Source organism: Enterobacter sp. Bisph1 (assembly GCF_000814905.1).
In the GTDB taxonomy this organism is placed as follows: Bacteria; Pseudomonadota; Gammaproteobacteria; order Enterobacterales; family Enterobacteriaceae; genus Kosakonia.
The window spans coordinates 16,882-29,495 of record NZ_JXAG01000031.1; the positions used below are offsets into that span (position 1 = coordinate 16,882).

Here is a 12,614-nt window from a genome sequence, read left to right on the forward strand (position 1 = left end):
ACGTTCTCCCGGTCGTCGGTAAGATTCTCGTCATTGATATGGGCAGGGCTTTCGTTAGCACAACAGTTGCGTCGTCTATCTCCGAGCCAGGGATGTTCAAGCCTTACAGCAATGCTGTCGGTAAGTTAGCCGGGCATAAAGGCTAGTGTGAATGAATATTCGTTACTCTTATTTTGGCTATTAACTATCAGTCTGTTTTTCTGGCTATGATGTCTCCTCATAATTTTTCTATGAGTCAGCAGCCGACTGTGATAACGAATAGTGATTATTACCTATTTAATGCTCTGCTCTGATCATTAAACCAGATTGCTTAACGACAGCTGCTGATGTTATTCCTTTGCGGTTAATTTAATTAACCTTAATAAAGATATTATAAAGAGGAGCGATTAAATAATCCTCCTGATAGGGTTCAGCAATATCGAAGTTTTCGGCAAGGGTTAATAACAAACTTGTCCAGTGCAATCTTTCCGGATGGACAATATAGTAAATACCTTTATTGACATCAAAGAAAAACAGGCGCTTATTGAAATGCAAGAGTACCGAAGCATGCTCCATCTTTTCACTGGTAACAGGAAGCTTAAGCGCCGTCGATAAAATAAGAGCACTATTACTGTAAATGAGTTTGTTATTAAACATACCCTCTGCTATTTCTGCCACCCGCTGCGGGTTTACACCGGTATAATGTAACCGGGAAGCAGGTTTCTTTAACCTTTTTTTACAATTACGCTGTAAGCGCTCTTCCTGTTGATTGAGTAGCTTGACAAGCTTTTGTGCTCCCAACTGCTTCACAAAGCCATTATCAAATGAATATTGTAAGTTGGCGCAAAATTCGTAGAATTCTAATTTAAACTTCGTCGGGGTCAATTCTGTAGGTTTTTTCGTTTTTACACAATATGGAAGTTTATGTGTCCTGACCTTCTTTAATGATTGTGTAGCCCAAAAAAGCGCTGCACCAAAACAGATACCCTCAGAAGCGTTTTCGAACAAGAAACGATCATACCCCACCGTTGGCGCACAGATCTCCTTATCATCCAGCGCTCTTTTTATCAAGCCCTTACCCTGGCCCACAACCGTATTCGAGGAAATGGATGGATGTCCTTTCATTTGAGCACTCCTCTATTTAGAAATATCCGGAGTGCATATCATTACAAACATCAGCGTAGTGAGTCATATGATTAAAAATGAAAAACAGTCATTAGTAATGAAAATCATCCTTCACATTAAACAAAACAAAATAAATCTGAAACTAATTCGAATCTAATCTACTGTTATTTAACCGAGCATAGCGAATTAGCACTGACACTCTCGATAAACATATCAACATCGGGGTTAAGGATGCACACATTACTCCTCAGATTTATACCCCCTATTCTTTAACAATAGTTAAAGCAAACGTGTCCAGTATAATAATTCTCATTTACCCATAAATTGCCATGAAAATAATAAAAAATCCTCATCCCTGCAAAAATTATTAAGTTATAAAAAAGACTATTTCGAGAGGGTAACAAAGATACTGGAGTGGGTGTCCAGGACATATTTCTGCATCAATTCGTCACTCATTCCAGACCCTTCCGTTATGGTAGTAAGAAAACTTAACCAGTGTAATTTATGAGGATTAAAAATATGATAAATACCTTTATTAGCATCAAAGAAAAATAACTTCCCGTTATAATTAATCAGTGCAGTAGTGTGGAAGTAACGCTCTTTCTCTGAACTATCCTCCACAGAAGTCGATAACAACATAGCAGTATTTTTATATCCAGTATAATTCAACAGCATGGACTGGAGAATATCCTGAGCCATTCTATCATCAACAATCCAGGAATAGTGTAAAACTGAAGATGTGCTTTTCGCTGAGTAAGATAAAAATTTTTCCTGCGCATTTATACTTTGGACTACGGCAGCTAGCGACTTTGTTTTTACTACAATCTCAGTGTATGCTTTTTGTACATAAGCACTAAAATAAAAAAAATTATCGTCAAACTTGCCGAGATCATAGAACCGCACTCCTGTCTGCCCGACATTAAATGGCAATGGATTTTCTTTGATATCCCTCAATGAATGAGACACCCAACATAGTGCTGTACCGAAGCAGAGTCCCGGCAGATTATAACGATCGCAATAGGCGTGATAATTCTCCATTGAGACACATAACTCTTCGCTATCCAGTGCTCTTCTAATGAAGATACGTCCATTTGTTGCAAACTCATACTCACTAAGTGATTGAAAATAATTCATAAAAATCCCTCTTTCGATTATTACTCACTGTACTCATCCGTGAGGGGGAGCGGCCATATTACTAACCGATATTAAAAGCAGTATCAGGGTTAAGATATTGTGCAGACAGCGTATAAACGATATTAGAAGCTATTATTTGCTCACTTTAGGCTGCAATATAAATGTTATGACTATTGCGATCGGCTAGCCAACGATTTTGGCAAAGATATTGCAATTATCATCTATTCCATAATGGTTATCTTTCAACTCATTAAGTCCAAGTGTTGTTGTTAAGGTGGACAATAAACTTGTCCAGTGCAAGGTTTGCTTTCCGGAGATAAAATAAATACCTTTATTAGCATCAAAGAAAAAAAGACGCCCTTTATAATTCATCAGTACCGTTGAGTGCCGCCAGGGTCCCCTCCTTATACTGTATTCCAGAGAAGTTGATAAAATAATGGCAGTATTTTGGTAGCTTTCATTTTTTAAAAGGATACGCTGTGCTATTTCTACCGCGTTAACACGATTAACAGATGAATAATGCAATCTCGGTTGTTTCTCTTTTAAAGAAGCAAATAAAAATTCTTCCTGCGCATTGAGGTTATTTACTATTAACTCCATGGACAGTGTTTTAATATAAAGATGCTCATATGCCATTTGTAAACCATGGCTGAAATCATAAAATTTAACGTCCATTTTTTTGAGCATATCAGGCCCCTGCCCGTCATTACTAACGTAAAGTGGCGATGCATTTTCCCTGATTTTTTTAAATGAATCAGAAATCCAATAAAGCGCGGCTCCGAAGCATATCCCTCCCTTGTTACGTTGAATAAAAGGAAAATAGCCCTCCGTCGAAGAACATATATCTTCGCTTACCAGCGCTCTTTTGAAAAAAAGCTGTCCAGTGTTATCGAATTCAACGGCACTTACCGATGGGGCCTCGGTAGCACTTTCATCTGGTTTTTTTTGCATTTATATATTCCTTTATCATTCAAAATAGCATTGCCGTTTTCTATATAGACAAATACAGGGAGTTATGTGAATAAATATGAAATCAACAACTTTCAGAAACGCATTGCGATGACAAAAAATCAGGTAAGTCACCTTATGGTATTTATTACACTTTATCGTTCATAAATATTTTATTTATTACGATGAACATACTATGCTGCTAAGCGGTGATTCTAATAAAAATATTACTTTCATCATCTAATTGATACTTATTATCTTCTGAATCACCGATCCCCATATTTTTTGCTATCGTTAAAACCAGACTTGACCAGTGTAAATTTTCAGGCTCCGCAATATAATAAACCCCACAGTTGACATCAAAGAAGTAGAGATCGTTAGCGTAATATAAAAGCACCGACACATGTCCTTTATTCCCCCTCGCCGTCATTTTTTCTAATGATGTTGACAATATAATAGCACTATTTTGGTAGCGAATATTTTTTAAAAGCATCTGTTCTACTACTTCAATAGTTCTGTCTACCATAACACGTTTGTAACGTAGCAACGGTTCTGATTTTTTTAAATATTTGTATAACCTTCTCTCCTGGTCATTTAATAAATTTATTACTGCATCAACACTTTTTTCTTTATCAAAAATGAAAACATAAGCATCCTGGAGATTCAGACTTAAATTGTAAAAATCGGTGCTGATAGTGTTCCCAACATACTTTCCTGATGCACTCTTTTGCACTTTAAATGGCAAAGCCGATTTGCGGCTTTTTTTTAACACATTAGAGACCCAATAAAGCGATGCCCCAAAGCAACCGCCTCCTCCTGACTGTCTAAAATAAGGTACATAACCCAGAGTGGGTGAACATATTTCATTTTGCCCTAACGCGCGTTTTGTCAATATTCGATCTATCTTATTTAATTGACGACCGCAGCTCGATAAAAACTTAAACATGAATGTAAACCTTTATTAAATAAAAGAGTTAGATTATTTTTTACAGACAGCAATGCGGTTAGTCATGTGAAAAAAAATGAATGCAGCAACCATCAGCATTCGTTTAAAAACCATTAAGTAATAATCAGCATTAATCTATTTTCTTATATTAATGATGGCTACCAATACAGGTACGTTTGCAGGAATACATTTTAGCGAGGTGTGCACACAGTATTGCCGGGGAATGACTGTTGCGAATGCCGTCTCGACACGACTTTGCTTCGCCGTGCTGGCGTGCATTAAAGGTGCGGATCGGGATAATAAGAAGCATTTAATAGGCGCAGGGACAGCGTGATGAAAACAGCACAACCGTTGGCAAAAGGTGCATAACAACACGATGAAGGCGCTTTGGTTTGCTTAATGCCATCAGGCATTCGCCCTTCATCGTACTGTTAATGTTGAAGAGTTAATTACAGCGTTAGCAGCTTATCCAGCGACGGTGCGAAGTAATAGCCGCCGGTCACCGGGCGGGTAAAACGCAGCATCGCGTCACGCTTACCGTCGCTATCGCCAAACATGCTCAGCAACTGCTGCTCAATGTTGTAAAGACGGGCGCAATAGGTACAAAAGTAGAGGCCATGCGTGCCGCTGGCGGTGCCGTAGGGAAGGCTCTGGCGCACAATTTTCAGCCCTTTTCCCTGCTTTTTAAGATCGACGCGGCTCAGATGCGAAGTCACAGGACGCTGGTCACCGTCAATCTCTTCGTTAGCTTCTTTGGTACGGCCAATCATCATCTCCTGATCGCCAACGCTCATGCGGTTAAGCTGCTTAAGGTTATGCTCCCAGCGCTGCACCATCACATAAGTACCGCCCGCGTCGACACCGTCCTGAATAATCGCCACTTCACGGCGTATCGCCTCGCCTGCCGGGTTTTCCGTCCCGTCGACAAAGCCGCTTAAATCGCGATCTTCTACCCAACGGAAACCGTGGGTCTCTTCCTTCACCTCAATGGCGTCGCCAAATGCCGCCAGCGCGGCCTGGGCCACGGAGAAATTCACATCATGGCGCAAAGAGAGAATATGGATTAAGACGTCGTGCTGCGTGGCGGGCGCGAGACCTTTACCGTACCCCGGAAAATCTTTCAGCTCCTGCGCGCTTTCTTCGCCGTTGAGGGCGCGCCAGGTGTTATTGCCAAAGGCCACCGTCGCGCCCAGCGCCGCATCAGGAAAGGTTAACTGGAAGGTCGTCAGCTTATCGGCGAACATGCGGCTCGCCGCACGCAGGGCATCGGGGTTGCCTTTCACGCTGGCTTCAATCCAAATCGCCGCCCGGCAATGTTCTGGCAAAATGCCGCTTTGAACCTGGGACATTACTCCTCCTGGAAAAAACAGACCACAAAACCGTGGCAATAATCGCGCTATTGTACCTGTTTTTAACCCAGCGGCAGCGAGTTGAGATCAAATTAACGACGCCAGATAAGCTTGCTTACTTTCCAGTTTTTAAGCGCATCGTCAGACGGCATCAACCCTTGTGGGCCGCTCCACTCGCCGGTAAACAGATAGCTGATATGCTGGCTGCCTGGAGCTTTACATTCGACGCCCACATTGTCATCGCCCGCGCCTTTGACGCAGTTACCAAAGGCTTTATCAAACAGGCTATTGAACGGCGCGCCGATTTTAACCCCTTTATCGGTGGCGATATCGTGGTCCAGCACATCAATGCGGCTGACGGTGCCGTTCTCGCCGTTGACCACCAGCGCCAGTTGCTCACTTTTTAAGGCTTCAAAATAGCGAACGATAGCGCCCTTTTCCGTCTTCATTCCGCTACGCAGATGATAATCCCCGCCTAAGGCGTCATTAATCGCCTGTTCGTTAAGGGGCGTGCTGGCGTTGAGCTGACCGACGCCGTTTTCGTTCATCTCAATCGATGAGCCAAACCAGTTCCACGGATACGCCGCCGACCAGTTTACGGAAGAGAGCGTCGAGCAGCCGGTTAACAGCAGCGGCATAACACAGATAACGGTACGCAGGGATTTCATAGATGCTTCCTTTTATTCATTGAACGCCAGTTGGAGTCCCGGATGCGAAAAAAGTGCCGCTCAAAGATGAGCAAGAGAAAAACAGGCGTGTAGACGGCGGTTGGTCGCCAGCCACCACAGCGCAAAAATATCGAGGATAACCAACAAAATCCCCACGCCGGAGAGCGCTTCGCCGTTAAGCCAGCGCCAGAGCTGCAGCAGCATGAGCGCCAGTTGCGCCAGCATTAGCAGCGAACGGCACGTACGCCATAAACGGGGAAACCGATCGCGACGACCGCTCAGTACAAAGGCGAAGGCCGCCGGAAGGCCCGGCAGCAAGCCCAGCCAGAAGTCATCGTGATCGGGGTAAAACAGCGCCAGCAGCGCGTCGCCCTGCCCGCGCGACGCACCGGCAATGACAAACAGCACCCATGTGCGCGCCTGCAGTAGCAACACGCACCAAAACAGGAAAGGGAGTTTAAGTCGACCGTGACTGTCGTAATCGGCGGGGGAGATCTCAGTACTCTTCATCTTCAATCAAACGCTTACCGAGGCTTACTGAATCCATATGCTCGTAGCCGATACGTTCATACATGCCGATGACCATATCGTTGTCTTCACGCACCATCAGATTAATTTTCGGGCAGCCGCGGGCGATAAGCTTTTTCTCAAGCCGGTTTAACAAGGCGTTGGCAATACCGCGTCCGCGAAACTCGGGATGCACGCCAAGGTAATACGCCGAACCGCGATGGCCGTCGTAGCCCCCCATCACCGTGCCCACCACTTCGCCGGCCACTTCCGCCACCAGAAACAGGCTCACATCGTGATTCACTTTGCGTTCGATATCCATTTCCGGATCGTTCCACGGTCGCAACAGCTCACAGCGCTCCCACAAGGTGATCACTTCTTCGAAATCTTGCTGGCGAAAAACGCGTATCTCCATGGTATTCCCCGTCATTTTCAGCTGTGTAAACCGTGATTATGGCCCTAAGCGCCCTCGTCGCCAATATCCAGCCTTTTTAACGCGGAAATTTGGCATAATGTCACTCTGTCACGTATTGAAATGAAAAGTAAAACATTTGTTCTCCAGCGATAGTCGTAACGGCTAACGCGATACGATATAACACCTCAGACCACGAATAAGACAACTCAGGCGTATGAGCACCTCAAAACCTTTAAAAATACTCACCTCGCGTCGCCAGGTGCTGAAAGCAGGCCTGGCCGCCCTCACCTTAACGGGTATGTCTCGGGCCATTGCGAAAGAAGAGACGCCGCTGAAAACCACCACCGGGCATAGCAAACCGAAAGCCAAAAAAGCCGGCGCTAAACGCATTGTGATGCTCGATCCGGGCCACGGGGGGATTGATACCGGGGCCATTGGTCACAATGGTTCAAAAGAGAAACACGTGGTGCTGGCGATTGCTAAAAACGTCCGCGCCCAGCTGCGTGCTCAAGGCATTGACGCGCGGCTGACGCGCAGCGGCGACACTTTTATCCCGCTCTACGATCGCGTGGAGATTGCCCATCAGCACGGCGCGGATCTGTTTATGTCGATTCACGCCGACGGTTTTACCAACCCGAGCGCGGCGGGCGCGTCGGTTTTTGCCCTCTCCAACCGCGGTGCCAGTAGCGCGATGGCTAAATATCTTTCCGATAAAGAGAACGCCGCCGACGATCTGGCAGGGAAAAAAGCGCGGGACAAAGATCACCTGCTTCAGCAAGTACTGTTCGACCTGGTGCAAACCGACACCATCAAAAACAGCCTGACTCTCGGCTCGCATATTCTTAAGCAGATCAAGCCGGTACACCGTCTGCACAGCCGCAATACGGAACAGGCCGCTTTTGTGGTGCTAAAATCTCCCTCTATCCCGTCGGTTTTAGTAGAAACCTCGTTTATCACCAACCCGGCGGAAGAGAAGCTGCTCGGCACGGCGGCGTTTCGCCAGAAAATCGCTAACGCCATTGCCGACGGCATTCTCAGCTACTTTAGCTGGTTCGATAATCACAAAGCCCATACCAAGAGACGCGGATGACCACCCCTGATATTCACCCGGTAAAAAACGCCCTGCTGAGCCTGCAGGATAAAATTTGTCAGCAGCTAAGCGCCATTGATGGCAACGGGTTTGTTGAAGATGCCTGGACGCGTGCCGCAGGCGGCGGCGGACGCAGCCGCGTACTGCGCGACGGCGGCGTGTTTGAACAGGCGGGGGTTAATTTCTCCCATGTGCATGGCGAGGCGATGCCCGCTTCGGCCACCGCGCACCGCCCGGAGCTGGCGGGACGCAGTTTTGAAGCGATGGGCGTTTCGCTGGTGGTGCATCCGCGTAACCCGTATGTGCCCACCAGCCATGCCAATGTGCGTTTCTTTATCGCCGAGAAACCCGGGGCGGATCCGGTATGGTGGTTTGGCGGCGGCTTTGATTTAACGCCCTTTTATGGTTTTGAAGAGGACGCCATTCACTGGCACCGTACGGCGCGCAATATCTGTCTGCCCTTCGGTGACGAGGTGTATCCGCGTTATAAGAAGTGGTGCGACGACTACTTCTACCTGAAGCATCGCGATGAACAGCGCGGTATTGGCGGGCTGTTTTTTGACGATCTTAATACCCCCGATTTCGACCACTGCTTCGACTTTATGCAGGCGGTGGGCAACGGCTATCTCGACGCCTACCTGCCGATTGTTGAGCGCCGCAAAGAGATTGCGTATGGCGAGCGTGAGCGTGACTTTCAGCTCTATCGCCGTGGCCGCTATGTGGAGTTTAATCTGGTGTGGGATCGCGGCACGCTGTTTGGCTTACAGACTGGCGGGCGCACCGAATCGATTTTGATGTCCATGCCGCCGCTGGTGCGCTGGGAGTATAACTATCAGCCCACAGAAGGCAGCCCGGAAGCCGCCCTCAGCGAGTTTATTAAAGTGCGGGAATGGATCTGAACAGCGGCCGGCCAAGCCCGGCCACTAACGTTACAGCGGCTGCGTCTGCGCCTCCACTACCGCCAGCGCCACCATATTGACGATACGCCGCACCGAAGCGATAGGCGTCAGCACATGTACCGGTTTCGACACGCCCATCAGCACCGGACCAACGGTCACCCCTTCTGAACTGGAGACACGCAGCAGGTTGTAGCTGATTCGCGCCGCTTCCACGTTTGGCATAATCAAAATATTCGCCGCCCCTTTCAGCGGGCTGTCCGGCATACGTTCCTGACGAATACTCTCATCAAGAGCCGCATCGCCGTGCATTTCACCGTCGATCATCAGATCCGGCGCGCGCTCACGCACCAGCGCTAAGGTCTCGCGCATTTTTACTGCCGCAGGCGCGTTTGATGAACCAAACTGCGAATGGGACAGCAGCGCCACGCGCGGCTCAATGCCGAAGCGGCGCACGGTTTCCGCCGCCAGAACGGTAATTTCCGCCAGCTCTTGCGCGCTCGGATCCTCATTGACATAGGTATCGGCAATAAAGGTGTTACCGCTTGGCAGCAGCAGCGCATTCATCGCCCCGGCGACATGCACATTTTCGCGATAGCCAAAGATCGGCTGCAGTACGCTGAAATGCTCATGATAATCGCCGATGGTGCCGCAAATCAGCGCATCCGCTTCGCCCCGGTGAACCATAATCGCGCCGATAATGGTGGTATTACCGATCACCGCGCGCTGCGCCTGCTCCTGGGTAACGCCGCGGCGCTTCATGATGTTGAAGTACTCCATCCAGTACTCTTTAAAGCGCGGATCGGACTCGTTATTAACGATCTCGAAATCAATTTCCGGACGGATCTGCAAACCGAGTTTCTGAATACGCATTTCAATAACGCTTGGGCGGCCAATCAGGATAGGTTTCGCCAGACCCAGCGTCACCAGCTCCTGCGTGGCATGCAGCACGCGCGGCTCTTCCCCTTCCGCCAGCACCACGCGCTTCGGCGCACTGCGGGCCTGGGAAAAAATAGGCTTCATAAACAGATTGGTTTTGTAGACAAACTCCGTCAGCTTCTCGATATAGGCGTCAAAATCGGCGATCGGTCGCGTGGCGACGCCAGAATCCATCGCCGCTTTGGCCACGGCTGGGGCGATTTTAACGATCAAACGCGGATCGAAAGGTTTCGGGATCAGGTAATCCGGGCCAAAGCTCAGATCCTGATCGCCATAGGCCGACGCCACCACTTCGCTCTGCTCGGCGTGAGCCAGCTCGGCAATGGCATTGACCGCCGCCAGCTTCATCTCTTCGTTAATCGCCGTTGCGCCCACATCAAGCGCGCCACGGAAGATAAACGGGAAACACAGCACATTATTAACCTGGTTCGGGTAATCGGAACGCCCGGTGCAGATAATGGCGTCCGGGCGCACCGCTTTCGCCAGATCCGGCAGAATTTCCGGCTCCGGGTTGGCAAGCGCAAGGATCAGCGGCTGGCGCGCCATCTCTTTTACCATTTCCGGCGTCAGCACTTTCGGCCCTGAACAGCCGAGGAAGATATCCGCACCGGCCACCACCTCCGCCAGCGTGCGCTTGCCGTCATCTTCCACGGCGTAAGCGGCTTTGGTTTCCGCCATGTTGGGCTCGCGGCCTGTGTAAATGACCCCTTTGGAGTCGCAGACCACAATGTTGTGTTTCTGCATGCCCAGCGCCACCAGCAGGTTCATACAGGCGATGGCCGCCGCACCTGCACCCGAAACCACCATACGCACATCAGAGAGATTCTTTTCTACCACCCGCAGGCCGTTAAGAATGGCGGCGGTGCTGATAATCGCCGTGCCGTGCTGGTCATCATGAAAGACCGGAATGTTCATGCGCTCGCGCAGTTTCGCTTCAATATAGAAGCACTCTGGCGCTTTGATATCTTCGAGATTGATACCGCCAAACGTCGGCTCCAGCGCGGCGACGACATCAATTAATTTGTCCGGATCCTGCTCGTCGACTTCGATATCGAAAACATCAATACCGGCAAATTTCTTGAACAGTACCCCTTTGCCTTCCATGACCGGTTTACCCGCCAGCGCGCCAATATTGCCGAGGCCGAGTACCGCCGTACCGTTGGATATCACGGCGACGAGGTTGCCGCGCGCGGTGTATCTGTAGGCCGCCAGCGGATCTTTTTCTATTTCGAGGCACGGTGCGGCAACGCCTGGCGAGTAGGCCAGTGCCAAATCGCGCTGGGTTGCCAGCGGTTTTGTTGGCGAGACCTGAATTTTTCCCGGACGGGGAAATTCGTGAAAATCGAGGGCACTTTGTTTTAATTGGTCATCCATTAGAGGTTCCTTTCACGTTGTTTGCAAAGTAAAACGTGCATTTTCTATCCCGATGCGGCGCTTAGTATGGCCTCTGTCGGCGGCCTAAACTTTGAACATAGCCAAACTCTCGCCATCAAATAAACAAAATTGTTATCAACTTATCGCAATTTTGTTACCCGTAGCAAAACGCACAGCCGGGGCGCGTCTGCTATGCTTTTTTGTTATGCACCTCTCATCCTCACAAAAGTGCGAACCAAAGCACTCGCGTAATCCGTTGTTTTAAAGGAGTTATTTTAATGAATCATTTAGACGGCCTGAAACAATTCACCACAGTGGTCGCCGACAGCGGCGATATAGAGTCCATTCGTCACTATCAGCCGGAAGATGCGACCACCAACCCCTCTCTGCTGCTGAAGGCAGCGGGACTGGCCCACTTTGCCCATCTGATTGACGATGCTATCGCCTACGGTAAATCGCGCGGCACCACGCAAGAACAGCAAGTCGCGGAAGCCAGCGACAAACTGGCGGTCAATATTGGTGCGGAAATTCTGAAAAGCATCCCGGGTCGCGTCTCTACTGAAGTGGATGCCCGCCTCTCCTACGACAAAGAGAAGAGTATCGCCAAAGCCCATCGCCTGGTGGAACTGTACCAGGAGCAGGGCATCGATAAGTCGCGTATTTTGATTAAGCTTGCGTCAACCTGGGAAGGGATCCGCGCCGCAGAAGAGCTGGAAAAAGAGGGCATCAACTGTAACCTGACGCTGCTCTTCTCCTTTGCCCAGGCGCGCGCCTGCGCCGAAGCGGGCGTCTTTTTGATCTCGCCATTCGTTGGGCGTATTTACGACTGGTATAACGATCGCAAACCCCTCGACCCGTATGTGGTGGATGAAGATCCGGGGGTGAAATCGGTGCGTAATATCTATGACTATTTTAAACAGCATCGCTATCAAACCATTGTGATGGGTGCCAGTTTCCGCCGCACCGAGCAGATCCTCGCGCTGGCGGGCTGCGACCGACTCACTATCTCTCCGGCGCTGCTTAAAGATCTGCAGGCGCAGGAAGGGACCATTGAGCGCAAACTGGTGCCTTCGCGTCAAACCTTCAATCGCCCGACACCTCTCACCGAAGCGGAATTCCGCTGGGAGCACAATCAGGATCCGATGGCGGTTGAGAAACTGGCTGACGGTATTCGCCAGTTCGCCGTCGATCAGCGCAAACTCGAAGATCTGCTCGCCGCTAAACTTTAACTTTTGCCATGGAGT

Annotated in this window: 12 protein-coding genes; 3 read left to right on the forward strand and 9 right to left on the reverse strand. The window is 49.0% G+C overall.

What is annotated here, in order from left to right:
• Positions 1-348: 348 nt before the first annotated feature.
• The 8 genes from RW65_RS06120 to RW65_RS06155 form a co-directional block, all read right to left on the reverse strand.
• Positions 349-1,104 (reverse strand): hypothetical protein, encoded by a 756-nt coding sequence (locus RW65_RS06120; protein WP_039055803.1) that lies wholly within the window; start codon positions 1,102-1,104, stop codon positions 349-351.
• Positions 1,105-1,488: 384 nt separating this feature from the next.
• Complete coding sequence (locus RW65_RS06125) at positions 1,489-2,238, reverse strand: hypothetical protein (protein ID WP_039055804.1); 750 nt, start codon at positions 2,236-2,238, stop codon at positions 1,489-1,491.
• A 183-nt stretch (positions 2,239-2,421) separates the two neighbouring features.
• Entirely contained in the window at positions 2,422-3,189 is a 768-nt protein-coding gene (locus tag RW65_RS06130; protein ID WP_039055805.1) for a hypothetical protein, read from the reverse strand.
• Positions 3,190-3,388: 199 nt separating this feature from the next.
• Positions 3,389-4,132, reverse strand: coding sequence for a hypothetical protein (locus RW65_RS06135; RefSeq protein ID WP_039055806.1), 744 nt, complete (start codon positions 4,130-4,132; stop codon positions 3,389-3,391).
• Positions 4,133-4,581: 449 nt separating this feature from the next.
• Positions 4,582-5,481, reverse strand: a complete 900-nt coding sequence (locus RW65_RS06140; RefSeq protein WP_039055807.1) for a Dyp-type peroxidase — start codon at positions 5,479-5,481, stop codon at positions 4,582-4,584.
• A 92-nt stretch (positions 5,482-5,573) separates the two neighbouring features.
• Positions 5,574-6,149, reverse strand: coding sequence for an RpoE-regulated lipoprotein (locus RW65_RS06145; RefSeq protein WP_039055809.1), 576 nt, complete (start codon positions 6,147-6,149; stop codon positions 5,574-5,576).
• Between the two features lie 60 nt (positions 6,150-6,209).
• On the reverse strand, positions 6,210-6,659 hold the full coding sequence (locus tag RW65_RS06150) for a DUF2919 domain-containing protein (RefSeq protein WP_039055810.1): 450 nt from the start codon (positions 6,657-6,659) through the stop codon (positions 6,210-6,212).
• A complete protein-coding gene (locus tag RW65_RS06155) occupies positions 6,646-7,071 on the reverse strand; it encodes a GNAT family acetyltransferase (protein ID WP_039055811.1) in 426 nt (141 codons plus the stop codon). Before RW65_RS06155 ends, RW65_RS06150 begins: the two co-directional genes overlap by 14 nt.
• Before the next feature lie 214 nt (positions 7,072-7,285).
• Between RW65_RS06155 and amiA the strand changes: the two genes are divergently transcribed.
• Entirely contained in the window at positions 7,286-8,161 is an 876-nt protein-coding gene (gene amiA, locus RW65_RS06160) for an N-acetylmuramoyl-L-alanine amidase AmiA (RefSeq protein ID WP_039055812.1), read from the forward strand.
• A complete protein-coding gene (gene hemF, locus RW65_RS06165; protein WP_039055813.1) occupies positions 8,158-9,060 on the forward strand; it encodes an oxygen-dependent coproporphyrinogen oxidase in 903 nt (300 codons plus the stop codon). Before amiA ends, hemF begins: the two co-directional genes overlap by 4 nt.
• Before the next feature lie 30 nt (positions 9,061-9,090).
• Here hemF and maeB read toward each other — a convergent pair whose 3' ends face one another.
• The gene (gene maeB, locus RW65_RS06170; RefSeq protein WP_039055815.1) at positions 9,091-11,370 is read right to left on the reverse strand and encodes an NADP-dependent oxaloacetate-decarboxylating malate dehydrogenase; all 2,280 of its coding nucleotides are present in this window, start codon (positions 11,368-11,370) and stop codon (positions 9,091-9,093) included.
• Positions 11,371-11,648: 278 nt separating this feature from the next.
• On the opposite strand from maeB, the gene tal reads away from it, so the two are divergent.
• Positions 11,649-12,599: a transaldolase gene (gene tal / locus RW65_RS06175; protein ID WP_039055816.1), complete on the forward strand. Its 951-nt coding sequence runs from the start codon at positions 11,649-11,651 to the stop codon at positions 12,597-12,599.
• The last annotated feature ends 15 nt before the right edge of the window (positions 12,600-12,614 follow it).